This window comes from Hippea sp. KM1 (genome assembly GCF_000526195.1).
In the GTDB taxonomy this organism is placed as follows: Bacteria; Campylobacterota_A; Desulfurellia; order Desulfurellales; family Hippeaceae; genus Hippea.
The window spans coordinates 341,323-358,722 of record NZ_JAFP01000001.1 but is presented as its reverse complement, the minus strand read 5'-3'; the positions used below and the strand labels follow the sequence as shown (position 1 = coordinate 358,722).

General features: G+C 42.1%; 26 protein-coding genes. 14 read left to right on the top strand and 12 right to left on the bottom strand.

The features are described 5' to 3' along the window. Nucleotides 1-169: 169 nt before the first annotated feature. The 3 genes from rhuM to D891_RS10090 all read left to right on the top strand — a co-directional run bounded on the left by rhuM (nucleotide 170) and on the right by D891_RS10090 (nucleotide 1,459). Nucleotides 170-943: a virulence protein RhuM/Fic/DOC family protein gene (gene rhuM / locus D891_RS0101895; protein ID WP_025209355.1), complete on the top strand. Its 774-nt coding sequence runs from the start codon at nucleotides 170-172 to the stop codon at nucleotides 941-943. A gap of 121 nt (nucleotides 944-1,064) precedes the next feature. After that, entirely contained in the window at nucleotides 1,065-1,283 is a 219-nt protein-coding gene (locus D891_RS0101890; RefSeq protein ID WP_025209354.1) for a type II toxin-antitoxin system HicB family antitoxin, read from the top strand. Then, on the top strand, nucleotides 1,280-1,459 hold the full coding sequence (locus D891_RS10090; protein ID WP_025209353.1) for a type II toxin-antitoxin system HicA family toxin: 180 nt from the start codon (nucleotides 1,280-1,282) through the stop codon (nucleotides 1,457-1,459). Before D891_RS0101890 ends, D891_RS10090 begins: the two co-directional genes overlap by 4 nt. A 195-nt stretch (nucleotides 1,460-1,654) precedes the next feature. On the opposite strand, the gene D891_RS0101880 is transcribed toward D891_RS10090, so the two are convergent. Then, on the bottom strand, nucleotides 1,655-2,491 hold the full coding sequence (locus D891_RS0101880; protein ID WP_025209352.1) for a hypothetical protein: 837 nt from the start codon (nucleotides 2,489-2,491) through the stop codon (nucleotides 1,655-1,657). Between the two features lie 15 nt (nucleotides 2,492-2,506). After that, complete coding sequence (locus D891_RS0101875) at nucleotides 2,507-2,806, bottom strand: hypothetical protein (RefSeq protein ID WP_025209351.1); 300 nt, start codon at nucleotides 2,804-2,806, stop codon at nucleotides 2,507-2,509. A gap of 194 nt (nucleotides 2,807-3,000) precedes the next feature. Here D891_RS0101875 and D891_RS0101870 point away from each other — a divergent pair, with 194 nt between their 5' ends. The 11 genes from D891_RS0101870 (at nucleotide 3,001) to D891_RS0101820 (ending at nucleotide 9,570) form a co-directional block, all read left to right on the top strand. Beyond that, the gene (locus tag D891_RS0101870; protein ID WP_025209350.1) at nucleotides 3,001-3,312 is read left to right on the top strand and encodes an STAS domain-containing protein; all 312 of its coding nucleotides are present in this window, start codon (nucleotides 3,001-3,003) and stop codon (nucleotides 3,310-3,312) included. Then, entirely contained in the window at nucleotides 3,305-3,706 is a 402-nt protein-coding gene (locus tag D891_RS0101865) for an ATP-binding protein (RefSeq protein ID WP_025209349.1), read from the top strand. Before D891_RS0101870 ends, D891_RS0101865 begins: the two co-directional genes overlap by 8 nt. Next, a complete protein-coding gene (locus D891_RS0101860; RefSeq protein ID WP_025209348.1) occupies nucleotides 3,687-5,591 on the top strand; it encodes a SpoIIE family protein phosphatase in 1,905 nt (634 codons plus the stop codon). Before D891_RS0101865 ends, D891_RS0101860 begins: the two co-directional genes overlap by 20 nt. A 3-nt stretch (nucleotides 5,592-5,594) precedes the next feature. Next, complete coding sequence (locus tag D891_RS0101855) at nucleotides 5,595-5,996, top strand: PaaI family thioesterase (RefSeq protein WP_025209347.1); 402 nt, start codon at nucleotides 5,595-5,597, stop codon at nucleotides 5,994-5,996. Between the two features lie 64 nt (nucleotides 5,997-6,060). Beyond that, the gene (ffh, locus tag D891_RS0101850; RefSeq protein ID WP_084042283.1) at nucleotides 6,061-7,386 is read left to right on the top strand and encodes a signal recognition particle protein; all 1,326 of its coding nucleotides are present in this window, start codon (nucleotides 6,061-6,063) and stop codon (nucleotides 7,384-7,386) included. 10 nt (nucleotides 7,387-7,396) lie between these two features. Further along, complete coding sequence (rpsP, locus tag D891_RS0101845) at nucleotides 7,397-7,630, top strand: 30S ribosomal protein S16 (RefSeq protein WP_025209345.1); 234 nt, start codon at nucleotides 7,397-7,399, stop codon at nucleotides 7,628-7,630. A 6-nt stretch (nucleotides 7,631-7,636) separates the two neighbouring features. Continuing rightward, the gene (locus D891_RS0101840) at nucleotides 7,637-7,867 is read left to right on the top strand and encodes a KH domain-containing protein (protein ID WP_025209344.1); all 231 of its coding nucleotides are present in this window, start codon (nucleotides 7,637-7,639) and stop codon (nucleotides 7,865-7,867) included. A gap of 2 nt (nucleotides 7,868-7,869) precedes the next feature. Continuing rightward, nucleotides 7,870-8,541: a tRNA (guanosine(37)-N1)-methyltransferase TrmD gene (trmD, locus tag D891_RS0101835; RefSeq protein WP_025209343.1), complete on the top strand. Its 672-nt coding sequence runs from the start codon at nucleotides 7,870-7,872 to the stop codon at nucleotides 8,539-8,541. Further along, nucleotides 8,534-8,890: a 50S ribosomal protein L19 gene (rplS, locus tag D891_RS0101830; protein WP_025209342.1), complete on the top strand. Its 357-nt coding sequence runs from the start codon at nucleotides 8,534-8,536 to the stop codon at nucleotides 8,888-8,890. Before trmD ends, rplS begins: the two co-directional genes overlap by 8 nt. Beyond that, entirely contained in the window at nucleotides 8,847-9,221 is a 375-nt protein-coding gene (locus D891_RS0101825; RefSeq protein WP_198014833.1) for a YraN family protein, read from the top strand. Before rplS ends, D891_RS0101825 begins: the two co-directional genes overlap by 44 nt. Before the next feature lies 1 nt (nucleotide 9,222). Continuing rightward, complete coding sequence (locus D891_RS0101820) at nucleotides 9,223-9,570, top strand: hypothetical protein (RefSeq protein WP_025209340.1); 348 nt, start codon at nucleotides 9,223-9,225, stop codon at nucleotides 9,568-9,570. 6 nt (nucleotides 9,571-9,576) lie between these two features. Here the strand turns inward: D891_RS0101820 and D891_RS0101815 are convergent, their stop codons facing one another. From D891_RS0101815 to argB, 10 genes are all read right to left on the bottom strand, one after another. Continuing rightward, the gene (locus D891_RS0101815) at nucleotides 9,577-10,752 is read right to left on the bottom strand and encodes a molybdopterin molybdotransferase MoeA (RefSeq protein WP_025209339.1); all 1,176 of its coding nucleotides are present in this window, start codon (nucleotides 10,750-10,752) and stop codon (nucleotides 9,577-9,579) included. Then, nucleotides 10,752-11,780: a molybdopterin-binding protein gene (locus D891_RS0101810; protein ID WP_025209338.1), complete on the bottom strand. Its 1,029-nt coding sequence runs from the start codon at nucleotides 11,778-11,780 to the stop codon at nucleotides 10,752-10,754. Before D891_RS0101810 ends, D891_RS0101815 begins: the two co-directional genes overlap by 1 nt. Continuing rightward, the gene (locus tag D891_RS0101805) at nucleotides 11,777-12,523 is read right to left on the bottom strand and encodes an amino acid ABC transporter ATP-binding protein (protein WP_269563593.1); all 747 of its coding nucleotides are present in this window, start codon (nucleotides 12,521-12,523) and stop codon (nucleotides 11,777-11,779) included. The genes D891_RS0101810 and D891_RS0101805 overlap by 4 nt, the downstream gene beginning before the upstream one ends. Beyond that, on the bottom strand, nucleotides 12,516-13,457 hold the full coding sequence (locus D891_RS0101800) for an amino acid ABC transporter permease (RefSeq protein WP_025209336.1): 942 nt from the start codon (nucleotides 13,455-13,457) through the stop codon (nucleotides 12,516-12,518). Before D891_RS0101800 ends, D891_RS0101805 begins: the two co-directional genes overlap by 8 nt. 2 nt (nucleotides 13,458-13,459) lie before the next feature. After that, complete coding sequence (locus D891_RS0101795; RefSeq protein WP_025209335.1) at nucleotides 13,460-14,287, bottom strand: transporter substrate-binding domain-containing protein; 828 nt, start codon at nucleotides 14,285-14,287, stop codon at nucleotides 13,460-13,462. Between the two features lie 12 nt (nucleotides 14,288-14,299). After that, nucleotides 14,300-14,455, bottom strand: a complete 156-nt coding sequence (locus D891_RS09900) for a hypothetical protein (protein WP_198014766.1) — start codon at nucleotides 14,453-14,455, stop codon at nucleotides 14,300-14,302. 172 nt (nucleotides 14,456-14,627) lie between these two features. Continuing rightward, on the bottom strand, nucleotides 14,628-14,813 hold the full coding sequence (locus D891_RS0101785; RefSeq protein WP_025209334.1) for a ferredoxin: 186 nt from the start codon (nucleotides 14,811-14,813) through the stop codon (nucleotides 14,628-14,630). Between the two features lie 80 nt (nucleotides 14,814-14,893). Beyond that, nucleotides 14,894-15,253: a response regulator gene (locus D891_RS0101780; RefSeq protein ID WP_025209333.1), complete on the bottom strand. Its 360-nt coding sequence runs from the start codon at nucleotides 15,251-15,253 to the stop codon at nucleotides 14,894-14,896. Then, on the bottom strand, nucleotides 15,243-16,535 hold the full coding sequence (locus D891_RS0101775) for a sensor histidine kinase (RefSeq protein ID WP_156919049.1): 1,293 nt from the start codon (nucleotides 16,533-16,535) through the stop codon (nucleotides 15,243-15,245). Before D891_RS0101775 ends, D891_RS0101780 begins: the two co-directional genes overlap by 11 nt. After that, nucleotides 16,495-17,352, bottom strand: a complete 858-nt coding sequence (gene argB / locus D891_RS0101770) for an acetylglutamate kinase (RefSeq protein WP_025209331.1) — start codon at nucleotides 17,350-17,352, stop codon at nucleotides 16,495-16,497. The genes D891_RS0101775 and argB overlap by 41 nt, the downstream gene beginning before the upstream one ends. Nucleotides 17,353-17,400: the final 48 nt, after the last annotated feature.

Here is a 17,400-nt window from a genome sequence, read left to right as displayed (position 1 = left end):
CAAATGTTGTTTTGGATGTTCTAATGGACAGAAAGCCATACTCAAATGTTGCCTCTTTATTATTTTCAGAGGTTGAAAAGGATACGACTCTAAATTAAAATTTTGTTGAATATAAGCTGAAAATGTAATATACTGATTTAAACTATAAAAAACAATAAAAGGTGATAAAATGGAGCCTGAAAACCAGTTGGTTATTTTTGAGGACAAGGATAAAAGAGTAGAGGTTCAGATAAAAGAGGAAACAATATGGCTGACGCTAAACCAAATCGCTATGCTATTTGAAAAAGACAAGTCTGTTATTTCAAGACATATCAGGAATATTTTTAAGTCCGGGGAGTTGAACAGGAATTCAACTGTTGCAAAATTTGCAACAGTTCAAATCGAGGGCAAAAGAAGGGTAAGAAGAACAATAGAGTATTTTAACCTTGATGTAATAATATCTGTCGGCTACCGTGTCAACTCCAAAAAAGCAACCCAATTTAGAATCTGGGCAACCAATGTTTTAAAGAACTACCTCATAAATGGTTATGCGATAAATGAAAAAAGGATAACCCAAGAAAGACTGAAAGAGCTTGAAAATACGATAAAATTCATAAAAGAAAACATAAACACGCCTTCTTTAACCTCAAAAGAGGCAAAGGGTTTGATTGAAATCATAGAAAAATACGCCTTAGTCTGGAAATGGATCGAGGTAAAAGCGGCAAATCTGCTTTATCTAATCATAAAGAACCATCCCTTTGTTGACGGAAACAAGCGAATTGGAGCGCTTTTATTTTTGAAGTTTCTATATGAAAACTCATCAAAAGAGGAGCTTTTTGCCAAATTTAACAGCAACACCCTAACCGCATTATGTTATCTTGTAGCCGCAAGCCCGCCAGAGCAGAAAGAACAGTTGATCAAGCTAATAATGAACTTCATCTCCTTTGATGAGCGGTTTTTGTAATCTGCCGCTTTTGCACACTTGCGAGGTGCGAATTTTTGGTTCGGTAGTGAAAGAAGTCAGAGGCTTGACTAATTGTGTTTTTCGGTATAAGAATTTATCAACCAACTGTTGGAGGTAAAAAATGAAAGCAGAGTTTACGGCAATAATAGATAAAGCTCCTGAGGGTGGATATTGGGCTATATGTCCTGAAATCCCTGGTGCAAACGGTCAGGGAGAGACAGTTGAAGAAGCCAAAGAAAACCTAAAAGAGGCCATTGAATTAATCCTAAAGGATCGTCGAGAAGATATCTTGCGAGGATTACCCGACGATGTGATACTTGATAAGGTTGAAGTTGCATGAATCGCCGTGATTTAGAGAGAAAACTCCGTATAGCTGGATGCTATATCAAAAGAGAAGGAAGATCGCATTCTTTGTGGATAAACCCGAAAACAGGGGTTATCGAAGCAGTGCCGAGGCATAAAGAAATAAAAGAGCCGTTGGCGAGAAAAATTCTAAAAAACCTGGGAGCAGAATAGCTAACAGCGCCAATAATATTCCCCGCCTAATAGTTGATATGGCAAACTGAACCATTCAAAAATGCACAAAAACAGCCGCCAGGGTTTGGCGGCTTGTGGTGAAGGGATTTTGTCAGCCGACCATTTTTGCACCTCGTAGGTGCAAAAAATGGGGAGGAGATTTCTGAATTGGTAAAGTTAATTTTCGGAAATAATTTAAAATAAAATTTCATTACTCATATAACCTCGGTAAATAAAAACAGGACCTCGAACAAATGGCAGGTAATTTTTCCGACCATTTCGTAAATTATATGGTTTTTCTAAGTTGTAAAATATTATGTCTAGAGGTTTTAGATAAGTTTTTTTAATATACCAATGATAATACCCTGTTACAAACAAGTAACCTAACGCATAGGCACTATCTAATGCAGTGATAGCTGCGGAAGCCCACAACCTTTTCATATACTCAATTTGATTCTCCAAAGGTAAGTTGTGAGCATATACAAGACCTTTGTAAAAAAGTTCTCTCCTCTCTTTTAGAGGCAAATTTTCGTTATCTTTGTATTCTAAAAGCTTATCTAATGTTCCGTGTTCTGTTATTTTTGGTATAATCAAATCGTATATCATTTCTTTCTTTTTATCCAAGTCCACATGGAAGAATAAACTGCCTAATCTTTTTCCACTACCTGGGTAATATGTTTCAAATAATGAAGAGGAGAACATCTTAATACAATAGTCAGCAACCTCTCCATGGTCTGTTTTGTTACTCTTATATCCTTCATCTACTAAAAAATAAATCAATTCTCCAACGCCCATAAAGTAATAATACATAGGCATATTTTCTTTATAATGAGTTGCTTTGTCAAATTCTTTTGGTGTTTTTATATCTCCAGGTAGATAAAAAAGAGGTAAAAATGTGTATTCTACAGCATACATCGGTTCGTATTTAGCTCTTTTCAAGTCAAAATGTCTCCCATGGTTAAATCCCTTTTGTAAATCTAAATATAGCATTGCAGTTCTGTAATCTTCCCAAGTTCTGTAGGAATCGAACATAAACTCCCAAGCATCCTATAAAGTATCATCACCTGTTCTTGCATAATATTCAACAAGCATAGGTGGAACTTTGTTGAATAGGTTTGCAGTTAAATTATATCTTCTATCTGCTTCCTTTTTAGAATAGTCGTGAAAGCTGAAGTAGAAGTCAGCAATTTTTAACTTCTCTTCTAACCTTTTACTCATTCTTCTTCTTGCTTCTGCTTGCTTCGGCAGCAGTGCAAAAGGTGTATAGCCGAAAGCCAATCCGCCCAGCCCAAAAAGAATATTCCTGACAAATTCCCTGCGCCCCGACCTTTTTTCAAAACCACCCATCTATCTTCACCTTAAAATAAATCTATTTAGATAATTTGTAATACATAATTTAGTGGATGTCAAATGGAATTTAAACAACCATTTTTCACACTTGCGAGGTGTGAAAAATGGGGGTGGGTTTTGTTGAAGATTAAGCTCTAATGTAATATAATTTGAAGTTTAGAATATCTTGCAGGCATACCGAGGAGGTTGAGGTGGGGTTGGAATTTAAAGAGAAAGATGGCGTTTTGGTTATAAAAATCGACGGCAAGCTGGATTCCCTAAACGCCAAAGAGGTCTATGAGGCGGTTTTGGAAAGGCTAAAGGAAACCGACAAAAGCGTTGTGTTTGACTTTGAGGATTTGGAATACATAAGCAGTGCAGGCCTGCAGGTGATAATCGCCACGGTGAAGGACAGAAAAGCCATCAACAAGGATGTCTCAATTTACAAGCCAAACGGCATGGTGGACAATGTCTTAAACATAGCTGGCTTTTACTCCTTTTTAAAAAAGGCCAAAGATGTTTAGGATTGACCTAAATAGCGATACGCTTGAAAACGCCATGAAAGGTATCGATACCTTCTGCAAAAAGCATATACCAGACAACGACTTACTCTTCAAAGTCAGGCTCATATACGAGGAAATCATGACAAACATGTTCAGGCATGCAGTAAAGTTAGACACCACATTTGTTGAGGTTGGTATAAAAACAAGCCCAAACAGCGTTCGGCTTTCGTTTTTATACGACGGTGATGAATTTGATCCAACGAAGTATAAAGACGATAGAATCAACGAGCCGCTAAAAGAGAATACAAAGGAAGGGGGCTTTGGCCTCTTTTTGGTCACAAATATGGCAAAAAGCTTCTCATACAAAAGGGAAAACGGCTTCAATAGGATAGAGATTGAGATTTCAAACCATTAGAGCAAAGCTCATATTTTATCTAACCATTACGCTTCTGCCCATCTTTGCAATTCTTGTTTACATAGGCGAGATTAACATGAGAGATACGCTTTATAACAATTCCTTGCTAAAGGCAAACATGCTCGCATACAAGGCTGCAAGGGACATCGAGAAAATCACTTTTAACACCTCGTCAAGGCCTAAAGAGATAGCAAATCTCGTCTCTGAAGGGATTATCTCGATCGATGAGGTAAAAAGGCTAATGATAGAGGATGTAAAAAGGAGCAAATTCATCTATGGCATGGCTTTGGCATTTATCCCGGGATACTTCAAGGGCAAGAGGTATTATTGTCAGTATTACTATGCAAAAGACGGCAGGATTTTAGAAAAACAGCTCATACCGCCATCATACAGATACACAGAAAGCGACTGGTTTAAAAAGCCTATCGAGTTAAAAAGAAACATGTGGAGCGAACCATACTTTGACAAGGGCGGCGGCGGAGTCTGGATGAGCACATACAGCGCCCTAATTAAAGACGGCTCAGGCAAAATCATCGGCATAGCAACGGCCGATATAAGCATAGGATTCTTATCAAGGATTGTTGGCAAAATAAGGGTGCTCAAAACGGGCGGGGCGTTTCTTTTTACAAAAAACGGCGATCTATTAACAAATGTCAATAAAGAAACGAGAAACAGCGTTTCTCAGATAATAAAGCTATACGACAAACAGAGACTAAAAAGCCTTGCGCAGGATATACTGAATAATGAGAAAAAATACTTAGAGATATCGAGCGCAAACAACCATTTTCTTCTGCTTGGTCTGCCAATCAGGGGAACGGATTGGATTCTTGGCGTGATCTTTCCAAAAAGCGAGCTATTCTTGCAAATCAAAAGATACAAGCTCTATTCGCTTCTAATCATCGCAGGCGGCCTGTCTTTTGTTGTTTTAATCATTTTGCTAATATCCAAAAACATAACCCGCGACATATCAAAAATTAAGGAAATCTCGCTCAAAATCGCAAAGGGCAACTTCGATGTCGAGATACCATCAAGCTTTAACGATGAATCCCAAACCATAGCAGAGGCCTTGGATGTTATGCAGAAATCGCTAAAAAAATACATCGAAGAGGTCAAGGATAAGGCAAGGATAGAAAACGAGTTGGAGCTTGCAAAAAAGATCCAGAGTGCTTTTGTGCCAAATGAACTAAATATAGAGCTTGGCGGGTTTAAGGTTGAGGGCTTTAGCATGTGGGCAAGGCAGGTGGGCGGTGATTTTTACGGTGCAAATAGACTTAACGATGGAAAAATCCTCTTCTATCTTGGGGATGTTTCGGGAAAAAGCATTCCGGCTGTTTTGTATGTGGCCATGATAAAGAGCATCATAAATGTTTTAAGTAAGCAGTCGGATTCAATAAAAAACATGGTTAACTTTTTAAACAACTACCTTGCCGCCATCACAAAACAGAATCACTTTGCAACGATGTTTATTGGGCTGATAGATGGGCAAAACGGGGAGCTTGAGTTTTGCAATGCGGGCCATGAGCCGCCTGTTGCAATAAAAGGGGATGCCTTATTCACGCCGCTTTTGGATAAAAACCTGCCTGTTGGCGTGTTTGAGAATTTTGACTTTAAAATTAGAAGGATAAGGCTTGACAGCTTTGATACATTAATTATCTTTAGCGATGGCGTTTTGGATGCAACAAACGATAAGGATGAACAGTTCGGATACGACAGGCTAAACAGGCTCATTTTAGAAAACTTAGACTCAAAACCAAACATTTCAGAAGTCATCAAAAAAGAGCTATTGTCCTTTGTAAACAAAAAAGAGCTTTACGATGATGCCACTGTTTTGGTTCTGCATAGAAACAACACCTTGAAATCAAAAGCAAAATCTGGCAATATTTAGCAAATGCATAACAGGGTAAAAGAGTTGATAAACTCCAACGATAGGTTTGCTATTCACAACGGCATGAGATTGATAGAGGTAAGGGAAGGTTATGCTGTATCTCAAATGGAGATAGACGAGAAACACCTAAACGCCGCAGGTGTGGTTCAGGGCGGAGCCATATTTTCACTTGCAGATCTGGCCTTTGGTGCAGCATCAAATTCAGAAGGCATACTAAACCTTAGTCTGACGGCAAATATCACATTTGTAAAGCCCGCATCGAAAGGCACATTAAGAGCCTATGCTAAAAGGATATCAAAGAATAGAAAAACATCTGTCTATCAAATAGAGGTGAAAGACGAAGAGGATAATCTCATAGCAACCGTGCAGGGTGTTGCATATTCAAAGGAAAAGTATATACCCTAAGGGTAAAAATATTGACAATTATCCCTATTTTTAATAGGATTGTGCGTTACTTGGGGGTGTTTTGATGTTTTCGGATTTGACCGAGAAGCTTAACGATATTTTTAAGGTCATAAAGTCAAAAGGCGTTATCACTGAAAAGGATCTGGACAGCGCCCTTAGGGAGATAAAGTTTGCCCTATTAGAGGCGGATGTAAACTATAAGGTTGTAAAGGATTTCATAAAAGAACTCAAGGAAGAGCTAAAAGGGAAAGAGTTAGAAAAGAGCCTAACACCCGGTCAAATAATCGTTGAAGAGGTCCATAAAAAGCTAACCGAGATTTTAGGCGGTCAGGCGCAACCCCTAACCATAACCAAAACACCCTTCATTATAATGCTCGTTGGACTTCAGGGCAGTGGTAAGACAACAACGGCTGCAAAGCTTGCCAAGTTCTTACGCTCCAAAGGCAGACAGCCCCTTTTGGTTGCATGCGACATATACAGACCAGCGGCCGTAAAGCAGCTTGAGGTTTTAGGCAAACAGATAAACATCGATGTATTCTTCAAGGAGAATGCAAAACCGGAGGATATAGCACAAGAGGCCTTAGGCTTTGCCAAACAGAACGGCAAGAATGTTATCATAATAGATACTGCAGGAAGGCTCCACATAGACGATGAATTGATGGAGGAGCTTGAAAGGATAAAGGAGAGAATCAGCCCGGATGAGATACTCTTTGTCGCCGACGCCATGATAGGACAGGAAGCGGTAAATGTGGCAAAGGTGTTTGATGAAAGGGTGGGAATCACCGGTGCAATATTTACCAAGCTTGACGGTGATGCAAGGGGTGGTGCAGCCCTTTCCATTATGAAGGTTGTCGGAAAGCCGATAAAGTTTGCAGGCGTCGGAGAGAAGATCAGCGACTTTGAGCCCTTCTATCCGGATAGGGTGGCCTCAAGGATCTTGGGAATGGGCGATGTCCTTACGCTCATTGAGAAGGTAAGGCAGACAGAGAGCGAAGAAGAGGCCAAGGAACTTGCAAGAAAGCTAAAGAAACAGCAATTTACACTCGACGATTTCCTCAATCAACTCAAAAAGATACAGAAAATGGGCTCTATAGCCAAGATAATACAGATGATACCGGGCATGAACAAGATAAAGATAGACGATGAAGAGGCGTTCAACAAGGAGATAAAACACATCGAGGCGATAATTCTATCGATGACAAAGCAGGAAAGACAGAACTATAAAATCCTAAACGCAAGCAGAAAAAGAAGGATAGCCAAGGGCAGCGGAACCAGGGTAAGCGATGTAAACAGGCTTATCAAGCAGTTTATAGAGATGAATAAGATGATGAAGGGCATGAATAAATCAAAGGCGTTCAATCTCATGAAAAGATTAGGAATAAAGATGTAAGGAGGCAAAGGTGGTAGTAATAAGACTCAGAAGAGGCGGAATGAAGAAGAAACCCTTTTACAGGATCGTTGCTGTTGATTCAAGGAAAAAGAGAGACGGTGCGGTTATAGAAACGATAGGATACTATGACCCAAAGACAGAGCCACCAACAATAAAGGTGGATATGGACAAATACAACGGCTGGATCGAGAAGGGGGCTAAGGTATCCGAAACCGTAAAAAACCTCGTAAAAAAGGTGGGGTAATAGGCTATGAAGGAGCTAATAAGCTGCATAGTCAATAGCCTTGTAGATAATCAGGAAGCCGTTAAGATCAAAGAGATTGGCGGTGAGAAAACAACCGTCATAGAATTGTCTGTGGATAGAGACGATTTAGGCAAGATCATAGGCAAAGAGGGCAAAACCATCAAGGCAATTAGAACCATTCTTAATGCGGCAAGCAAGAAAGCAGGCAAAAAGGCAGTGCTGGAAATCATTGAGTAGTAATGGAGTTTTTTATATTAAGCATCTTTCCTAACATGTTTGAGAGCGTATTTAACGAAACAATCATAAAGAGAGCCCAGGAAAAAGGCCTTGTGAAGATAGAGCTTGTAAACATCAGGGATTTTGCCACCGATAAACACAGAACCACAGATGACTATCCATACGGCGGTGGCGCAGGCATGGTAATGAAACCAGAACCCATTTACAGGGCGGTAGATTACATCAAAGAGAAAAGGCCCGATGTTCATGTTGTGCTTTTAAGCCCTGGGGGATACATCTTTGACCAAAAAAAGGCCAAAGAGATGTCAAAAAGGGCCTCTGTCGCTATCATATGCGGCAGATACGAGGGCTTTGATGAACGGGTCAGGTATTTAGCCGATGAGGAGATATCCATAGGCAGGTTTGTGCTAAGCGGCGGGGAGATAGCGGCTATGGCCATAGTGGATGCCACCGTAAGGCTGATTCCAGGTGTTTTGGGTAATGAGGAATCCCTAAAGGAAGAGAGTTTTGAAAACGGCTTGATAGAATACCCGCAATACACAAGACCCAGGGTTTTCAGGGGCATGGCTGTGCCGGATGTGTTGCTTTCGGGCAACCACAAAAAGATAAAAGAGTGGAGAGAAAAAAAGGCCAAAGAAAAAACAATAAAGTGGATGGGAGTTGAAGATGGATAAGTTAAAGGCATTCAAGGATGAGATGGTTCAATCTCTAAACAAAGAGATACCCGAGATCTGGCCGGGCGATACAGTAAAGGTCTATACAAGGGTAAAAGAGGGCAACAAGGAGAGGATTCAGGTATTTGCAGGTATCGTAATTAGAAGAAGAGGCGGAAGGGGCCTTGATGGCACATTTACCGTCAGGAAGGAGTCAAACGGTATAGGTGTTGAAAAGATCTTTCCATACCTAAGTCCGGCTGTAGAAAAGATAGAGGTCATCCAGAGGGGTAAGGTAAGAAGGGCAAGACTCTATTACCTAAGGGATAGAAGAGGTAAAGCTGCTAAGATTAAGAAAAAGGGATTCTAATAAAACAGGACGGTGGGCAGAAAACAAGGCTGCCCGCCTTCTAAAAAACAACGGATACACCATCATAGAGAAGAACTTTCATTGCAGAGACGGTGAAATAGACATAATAGCGCATAAGGGTGATTTATTGGTTTTTGTTGAGGTGAAGTCAAGATTCGATGGCAGCGAGCCGTTGGAGTATATAACCCCTTCAAAAAGAGCCAAAATAATAAAATGCGCCAGGTTCTTTATGCAAAAACGCAACATCTCGGATATGGATGTTAGATTCGACGCTATAGGCATAAGCGAAAACAAGATAGAATGGATTAAAAACGCATTCATGGAGGAATGAAATGGTTAAGTTTGTGAAGCTCACAACGGGCGAGACGGTGATAGGCACATACAATCAGGAAAGAAACGGCCTGGAGGATGTGGCCCTGATTCAGGTCATACCCGGCTCAGCCGGCATCCAGATAGCCATAGTGCCTTACGGTTTTCCTTTTGAGGAGAAGATAAGCGGATTTATCAGCATGGACAAGGTTGTATATGAATACTCAAAGGTTCCTGAGGATTTGGAGAATAAGTATTACGAGGCAAAAAGCAATATCAAGATTAGCTCAAGCATGCCGCAGAACGATGTGTTCTCATCCTCAAAGAAGGAAGACAAAGTGATCGATGTGGAGAGCCTATTCAAAAAATAAGCCCTTCTAATCGTCAAAGACAATCAAGGGGAGTCTTACTCCCTCTTCCTTGTCTTCTTCCTCCTCATCTATCCTGACCAGCCCATCCGCAACGGCAATGGAATAGAAGTTGTCTGTTTTCTGAGAGCCTGCAGAGACACCGTGGTATTCACCATCAACCACACTCAATCTAACCCTATTAAAATAACACTTGCCAGCCCTTGAGTGTGTAGGCTCATCCATTACGCAATAGGGATAACCCACACCGACACTATCAAGTCCTGCAAGCCTAAACAGCATGGGTTTTAAATAAACATAGGCCGTCGTGTACAACGCAGCAGGCCAGCCCGGCAGGCCAAAAAACGGTTTATCTCCAACGGTCGCAAAAACGGCGGGTTTACCCGGTTTTATCGTTGTCTTATCAAAAAACACCTTGGCATCCATATCCTTAAGGATGGATTTTATAAAATCCCTGCTGCCCTTGCTAACACCACCCGTGGTCAAAACGGCATCGCATCTATTGATGGCATAGGCTATTGCTTCCCTTAGCTTTTCAGGGTCATCCTTTACATGACCAAAGTAAATCGGATTGCATAACCACTTCCTTGTAAGCCCATACAAAATGTAATAATTGGCGTTATAAACCCCGCCCCTTTTGAGCCTATCGCCTGCAAAGACAACCTCATCACCTGTTGTTATAATACCCACATTGGGCCTTCTTCTAACCTTTAGCCTATACACACCGCTATATGCCAAAAGCCCCCACTTTCTTACACTTATCCTTTCACCCCTTGCAACGACGACATCGCCCCTTTTAAGCTCAACACCGCTAAAGGTGAAGTTCCTCTGCCTCTCTATATCCCTCGTAAGCTCTATAAACCCTCCGTCCTTTTTTACAATCTCCACCTCGGCTATAGCATCAGCCTGCTCGGGAATAGGAAAGCCTGTATTGATCCTTATGCAGCAGCCTTCCTTTAGCAACCCCTCGTCATCCACTATTCTAAAGCGCTTATCGTTTTTTGATGAAAAAACCACGGCATAGCCATCCATAGCAGAACGGCTAAAGGACGGGACATCTATTTGAGAAAAGACATCCTCATAAGAAACCCTATCCAGAGCGCCATCCAAAAACACCTCTTCCCATCCATCAACAGGACGGGTGTTGTCTTTGATTATCTCAATTGCCTCATTTACCCTGATCATCACTTCTTACCAAACGGACAGACAGGATAGACGCATACCTTGCAAAAATGGCACAAACCGCCTATGGCATACTCTGCAATATCCCTTTTTGTAATCTTATCCCTTGCCAATAGTCTGGGCAAGAATATATCGAATGCACTGGCCTTATAGAACAAAGCCCCGGCAGGCACCACACAAACGGTTATATCATCAAAATACCCAATCGTTAGGTTGTTGGCAGGCTGAATGGGGTTGCCCTCTCTGATAAATTTAACGCCTGCCCTCTTTAAGGCTTTCTTTGTTAAATCATCCGGATCCACACTGGAGCCGCCGCTTACAAGGATCATCTCAGAACCGTTTTTTGCAAAATCCAGAAAGGTGGATTTTATCTGATTTATATCGTCCATGACTATCCTGCTATCTATAACACTTACGCCAAACTCCTTAAGCCTCCGCTCCATCTTTGGCCTAAACAGATCTCTAACCCTGCCCTCATACACCTCTGTGCCTGTTATTATTAAGGATGCCCTTCTTATCTTGTATTCGACAACCTCAATAAGAGGCCTATCCACTATCCTTAAGGCCCTATCAAGCACCCTTCTTTTAACAATAAGGGGTATAATCCTGAAGGCCGCAACGCTCTGATTCTCTTTAACAGGAAAATCCCCATGGATGGTGGGAAAAGATGTCTCCGACATCAAATTGAGCTTTATTATACGCTTTTTATCTATCTTGAGCAGTCCATCTATAGCCGCCCTGAAGACGATCTTGCCCTCAGAGGGCTCATCATCATACACAATGTTATCACCGGCTATCCTCTTGGCCATCTCTTTGGCAAAATCATCCTCATGAACCTCATCCTCATCGAGCACAAGCTTGTATATATAGTTCTTGCCTATGCTCTTTAGAAGGGGTATGTCCTCTTGCCTTATGATATGCCCCCTTTTGAACAAGACCCCCTTAAAGCCCTCATCAGGGGCTATCTTGGTAAAATCGTGCGGTATGGGTTGGCCTACGGCCTCTTCGATGGGGATCTTTATCCTCTTCATAGGATCTGACTTAAGAACTGCTTTAATCTGTCGCTCTTTGGATTGTTGAATATCTCATCAGGCGTTCCGATCTCTATGATCTTGCCTGAGTCCATGTAAACTATCCTGTCGGCCGCTTCCCTGGCAAAGCCCATCTCATGGGTCACAACAACCATCGTCATGCCCGCCTTTGCAAGCTGCTTCATTATGTCTAAAATCCCTCCAACCATCTCAGGATCCAGGGCGCTTGTTGCCTCATCAAACAGCATGATCTTGGGATGCATGGCCAATGCCCTTGCTATTGCCACCCTCTGCTGCTGGCCACCGCTCAGGTTGGTTGGATAGTCATCCTTCTTATCGGCTATACCCACCTTCGATAGAAACTCAAGCGCAATCTGCCTTGCCTCTTCTTTATTTCTTTTTCTAACCAGAATCTGGCCTATCATAACATTCTCAAGCACCGTTAGATGGGGAAAAACATTGAAATGCTGAAACACCATGCCGACATCGGCTCTAATCTTGGTGAGGTTTGTTTTGGGATCCGTTATCTCCACACCCTCAACGATGATCCTGCCCTCATCCACCGTTTCAAGCTGGTTTATCGTTCTTAAGAATGTCGTTTTCCCGCTGCCAGATGCACCTATTATGACAACCACTTCTCCTCTGTTAACGCTTAGAGATACATCCCTTAAGGCCTTAACGCCGTTTGGGAATGTCTTATGCAGATGCTCGGCTATTATTATAGGTTCGTTGGTATCACTCATTGCCAGCCAATCTCCTTTCCAAATACCTATCCAGGAGGGATAAGGTGTAAGTTACGATAAAATAGAGTGCGGCTACACTGAACCACACCTCAAACGGGCTAAATGTGGAGGAGACTATCTCCCTTCCTGCCTTTGTAAGCTCTGTTAAGGAGATAACAGACAGCAAGGAGGAATCCTTTATTAATGATATAAACTGACCGGCTAAAGCAGGCAAAACCCTCTTTATGGCCTGTGGCATAATGATGTATCTCATCACCTGATAGTAATTCATACCCAAGGCCACGGCTGCCTCTGTCTGTCCACGAGGAATGGATTGTATACCAGCCCTTATTATTTCGGCTATATAGGCACCCTCAAAAACAGCCAAGGCAAAGGCGCCGGCAAAAAACCTCGTCATACTGAATATCGTGCCTATAAAGAAATAGACTATAAATATCTGAACCAAAAGAGGCGTTCCCCTGACAAGCTCTATGTACAAAATTGAGAGGTTTCTAAGCAGGGGGTTGTCTGAAATCCTCATAAGACCCGCTATAAAACCTATAACCAAAGCCATAATAATGGAAGCAATGGAGACCTTTATGGTCATGTAAAGACCCATCAAAAGAGGGCCGGCCTTATAGCTTGAGTTATAGCCCACCTCATCTCCAACAGAGACAACAGCCCCTTTAGAGACCGTGGGATGGTCGGCTTTTATCTTGTAAACCTTGCCGTCTGTGGATTTTACAACAACGGCTCCAGACTCATACCCCTCAACAAAACCGTTAACAGGGGAGTCTATCTCCACCTGATCCTTATAAACAAGATAGGAGGGCACAGCCCTCCAATTCCATGAATAGTTCACCCTCAATGAGGCCTTGTAGATAGAAAAACCTATACCCACAACGACAAGCACAAAGACTATATTCCATATCAGGGTATTCTTTTTCTTTTTCATGCCTATTGAACCTTATCCTTCCAGGCTTTTACATCAACAAACCACTTCTTGTAAATCTTATCATAAGTGCCGTCGTGTTTGATCTGCCTTAAGAAGTTGTTTAGCCAGTTCAAAAAGTCTGGATCGCCCTTGTTTATTGCCCATCCCAGAGGCTCATATGTAAACGGCTTATCCAAAAAGATCAACTTACCCTTGCCCTTTGTGGAGTAAAAGATGCTGTTGTAAGGCTTATCGTAAACAAACGCATCGGCCCTTCCCTGTATAACCTGCATAACGGCCTCTTCCTCTGTCTGGAACTCCTGAATCTTGGCCTTAGGCATGAACTTCTTAGCGGCAAAATCGCCCGTTGTTCCCAACATAACGGTAATGGTGAACTTGGGGCTATTGAGGTCTTTATAGCTTTTCACTTTACCGGCCCACTTCTTATTCAAAAGTATCGTCTGGCCAACAACGATGTATGGATCGGCAAAGTTAACCTTAAGATTCCTCTTCTGCGTTATGGTCATACCGCTCATGATGATATCAAATTTGTTTGTCATAAGAGCCGGTATTATACCATCCCAATCGGTGTTGACTATCTTAAGCTTAACACCCATGGCCTTTGCCATAAGCTTTGCCAAATCAACATCAAAACCTATGATCTTACCTGTTTTGCTCCTCATCTCAAACGGCATATAGCCAGCGTTCAAACCGACCCTCAGAACACCCTTCTTTTGAATCTTGTAAAGCGTTGAATTGTGCCACAGGTTGATATCGGATGCCTTAGAGGTAAAAGACATCAACATGAAAACCGAGACCAAGAAAGCAACCAAACCAAAAAACCTTCTCATAGCAAACCTCCCTTAATAATATTTACCCTCATCCAGCAACTCACTGATAACCATCTGCGTTCCGCACCTGGGGCATTTGGGAATCTCCTCTTTGGGCATGTATATTATCATGGTATAACCACACTTCGGACACCTAACCTCAACGGCCTCAACCTTTTGCTCTTCCATCCCGCACCCCCTTGAATAATAAACAATAAATTTTATTATTGCAAACCAAAAGCTCCACTCCTGTTTAGCTTTATACTAAATTTCTATAAAAAAATAAATCAAAAATTGGAAAATTAAAAAGGAGGGGAAATAAAAAAAGGGGCGCACATAAGGCGCCCTCTTTAGTTCTTAATTACTCTTCAACCTTAATGGACTCTGTTGGGCAAGCCTCAGCAACCTCTTTGATCTCGTCCAAAGAAGCACCCTCAGCATTTACAACTACAGCCTTACCATCTTTCATCTGGAAAACATCTGGCAACTCATCAACACAAGCCTCACAACCAATGCAGCTTGCCTCATCAACCCAAACCTTAGCCATGGATACACCTCCTACAAAATTCCTTTCTCAAACTTTACCGTTGCTTTTCTATTAAATTTAAAGCTATATGTCAAGAAAATTCACCCCAAAAGTTGTGCCACCTTCTCCTTGAGTTCTGTCAAATCGGGCGATTTAACAATATAAGCATCGGCCACATAGGTGTAAAAATCATTCTTATAATGGGAGTATGCGGTGGACATGATAACAGGAGTATTGGGTGATTTTTCCTTGATCTTTGCCAGAACATCCAACCCACTCATACCGGGCATCGCTATGTCCAATATAACAAGATCCGGTTTTTCCTCATCAAAGCGCTCGAGGGCCTCATCGCCGCTTGCGCACGATATCACCTCATAACCCTCATCCTCAAATTCCTCCTCATACAGCAACCTTATGGCATCCTCATCGTCCACAACCATAATCTTCTTCTTATCGACCATCCTTTTTACCTCCTTTTAAGGGGAGCCGTATAACACACTCAAGCCCTCCCTCCACATTGCTAAAAAACAACTCACCGTCATGGTTATCAATTATACCCTTCACAATAGACAAACCCAGCCCCGTTCCGTAAGATTTTGTTGTAAAAAATGGCTTAAGCATGTTCTTAAGCGTCTCCTGATCCACACCGCCACTGTTGTCCTTTATCCTTATAACCACCCTGCCGTCTTCGATCTTTGCGGAGACATCTATTCTTATCCTTTTTTTGTCCTTTGCCGCCTCTATGGAGTTCTTAAACAGATTCAAAAACACCTGCTCAAGCTGGCTTTTATCTGCAAATACCCTGTCTATATTCTCATCTATGGAAACAGAGAAGGAGACATCATTGGCAAAGGCCGAAACCATTTCTATGGAGTTATCGATAACATCCTCAAGGTCAACAAAGCTGAAATCCCTGGGCTTGGTGATTTTGGAAAACTTGTTTATATCGAGCGTAAAATCGTAAAGCTTTTTAAGCTCCTTATCTATTATCTGGTAATATTTAACGGCCTTCTGATCGCCTTCAATCTTATCCTTTAGCTTGCCAAACAGGCCGATTATGCCAACCAGAGAATTCTTCATCTCATGGGCAATGGTCAGGGCTGTCTTGCCTATCTGACATATGGCCTCGCTCCGTTTTAGCTCCTCCTTCTGGGATTCTATAATACTTGTAAGGTTATCCACGCTCTTTTTCAGAAGGAGCCTGCCCAGGGCGCAACCAAAAGCACCGATGAAGCAATTGGCCTTGTCCATATCGCACCTATCGACAAGCATAAAGCCCACAACCTCACCCAACGAGATAAACGGTATGCTCAATATCTCCTCATTAAACCCAAACTCACTCAAAACCTCTCTAAGCTTGGTCGATGTTATATCGTTCTTCTTTATAAGCCTAACCCTGTTATCGACGAATATCTTAACGATATTACGCACCGTGTCGTTGCATTTAACCCCAAGAACCCTGAATTTTTTATTAAACTCACTGGCAAACAGCCTCTCCTCATCGAAATGGTCGTAATTGCCGTCTATAACCCTTAGTGTTTCACTCCTTAAGAGGCCAAGCTTTGGGTCAAAGCAGTTCTTTCTCTTGCTGAACTTAAAAAACAGAAGCCTCTCTGTTGGGCAAACCTCAAAGAAAAACGGTAATCCATGGAGGTATAGCTCCTTAAGGCTTCTGGATTTTTCCAGTATGGTCAAGAAATGCTCAAGACTCTCTGTTTTGTGCATATATCTGGCTTCCCACACCCTCTTGAGTGAATATCTCCTCCAATAAGGAGTGCAACCTTGTGCCGTTTATGATATGAACCTTACCAACACCCTTCTCTATAGCCTCTTTGGCTGACAAAAGCTTGGGTATCATGCCGCCTGTTATGGTTCCATCGTTTATCAGGTGTGTTATCTGATTGATCTCTATGGACGATATGAGCTTGCCATCCTTATCCAGCACACCGTCTGTGTCTGTCAGGTATATGAGCTTTTCAGCCCTTAGGCTTATTGCTATTGCGCTGGCCACACTATCGGCATTTATGTTGTACCTTTTGCCATCATCATCCACACCAATTGGGGATACAACCGGTATATAGCCGCTTTGGGATAGATGGGTCAATATGGTGGGGTTAACATGGTCAACATCGCCAACAAGCCCCAAATCCACATCCTTTAGAAGCTTCTTTTTGGCCTTTATAATCTGGGCATCGACACCGCTAATGCCCACTGCCTTGCCGCCGTTTTTGTTGATCTGCAGCACTATCTCCTTGTTTACCTTACCGGCCAAGACCATAACCACAACTTCCATGGTGCCCTCATCGGTGATCCTCAAGCCCTCATAAAACTTACTCTCCATATTGAGCTTCTTTAACACCTCACCGATTTCAGGGCCACCGCCGTGGACTATAATGGGGTTAATACCGACATACTTAAGCAGGGCCACATCCTTAGAGAAGCTATCCTTCAACGACGGGTCAATCATGGCACTGCCGCCGTATTTTATAACCACCGTCTTTGAGTAGAACCTCTTTATGTAAGGTAAAACCTCAACCAGACAATCGCCCTTATCAAACATACCCACCACCTGTTTAGTTGGAGTTTAGCACAATAACACAAAAAATCA

Coding starts and splice junctions, on each gene's coding strand:
- D891_RS0101840 (WP_025209344.1), top strand. CDS start 7,637: ATGAAGGAGCTAATAAGCTGCATAGTCAATAGCCTTGTAGATAATCAG.
- D891_RS0101795 (WP_025209335.1), bottom strand. CDS start 14,287: ATGAGAAGGTTTTTTGGTTTGGTTGCTTTCTTGGTCTCGGTTTTCATG.
- D891_RS0101810 (WP_025209338.1), bottom strand. CDS start 11,780: ATGAAGAGGATAAAGATCCCCATCGAAGAGGCCGTAGGCCAACCCATA.
- D891_RS0101865 (WP_025209349.1), top strand. CDS start 3,305: ATGTTTAGGATTGACCTAAATAGCGATACGCTTGAAAACGCCATGAAA.
- D891_RS0101875 (WP_025209351.1), bottom strand. CDS start 2,806: ATGGGTGGTTTTGAAAAAAGGTCGGGGCGCAGGGAATTTGTCAGGAAT.
- D891_RS0101880 (WP_025209352.1), bottom strand. CDS start 2,491: ATGTTCGATTCCTACAGAACTTGGGAAGATTACAGAACTGCAATGCTA.
- ffh (WP_084042283.1), top strand. CDS start 6,061: ATGTTTTCGGATTTGACCGAGAAGCTTAACGATATTTTTAAGGTCATA.
- D891_RS0101890 (WP_025209354.1), top strand. CDS start 1,065: ATGAAAGCAGAGTTTACGGCAATAATAGATAAAGCTCCTGAGGGTGGA.
- argB (WP_025209331.1), bottom strand. CDS start 17,352: ATGTTTGATAAGGGCGATTGTCTGGTTGAGGTTTTACCTTACATAAAG.
- D891_RS09900 (WP_198014766.1), bottom strand. CDS start 14,455: ATGGAAGAGCAAAAGGTTGAGGCCGTTGAGGTTAGGTGTCCGAAGTGT.
- D891_RS0101805 (WP_269563593.1), bottom strand. CDS start 12,523: ATGAGTGATACCAACGAACCTATAATAATAGCCGAGCATCTGCATAAG.
- D891_RS10090 (WP_025209353.1), top strand. CDS start 1,280: ATGAATCGCCGTGATTTAGAGAGAAAACTCCGTATAGCTGGATGCTAT.
- D891_RS0101800 (WP_025209336.1), bottom strand. CDS start 13,457: ATGAAAAAGAAAAAGAATACCCTGATATGGAATATAGTCTTTGTGCTT.
- D891_RS0101780 (WP_025209333.1), bottom strand. CDS start 15,253: ATGGTCGATAAGAAGAAGATTATGGTTGTGGACGATGAGGATGCCATA.
- rplS (WP_025209342.1), top strand. CDS start 8,534: ATGGATAAGTTAAAGGCATTCAAGGATGAGATGGTTCAATCTCTAAAC.
- D891_RS0101815 (WP_025209339.1), bottom strand. CDS start 10,752: ATGATCAGGGTAAATGAGGCAATTGAGATAATCAAAGACAACACCCGT.
- trmD (WP_025209343.1), top strand. CDS start 7,870: ATGGAGTTTTTTATATTAAGCATCTTTCCTAACATGTTTGAGAGCGTA.
- D891_RS0101785 (WP_025209334.1), bottom strand. CDS start 14,813: ATGGCTAAGGTTTGGGTTGATGAGGCAAGCTGCATTGGTTGTGAGGCT.
- rhuM (WP_025209355.1), top strand. CDS start 170: ATGGAGCCTGAAAACCAGTTGGTTATTTTTGAGGACAAGGATAAAAGA.
- D891_RS0101855 (WP_025209347.1), top strand. CDS start 5,595: ATGCATAACAGGGTAAAAGAGTTGATAAACTCCAACGATAGGTTTGCT.
- D891_RS0101820 (WP_025209340.1), top strand. CDS start 9,223: ATGGTTAAGTTTGTGAAGCTCACAACGGGCGAGACGGTGATAGGCACA.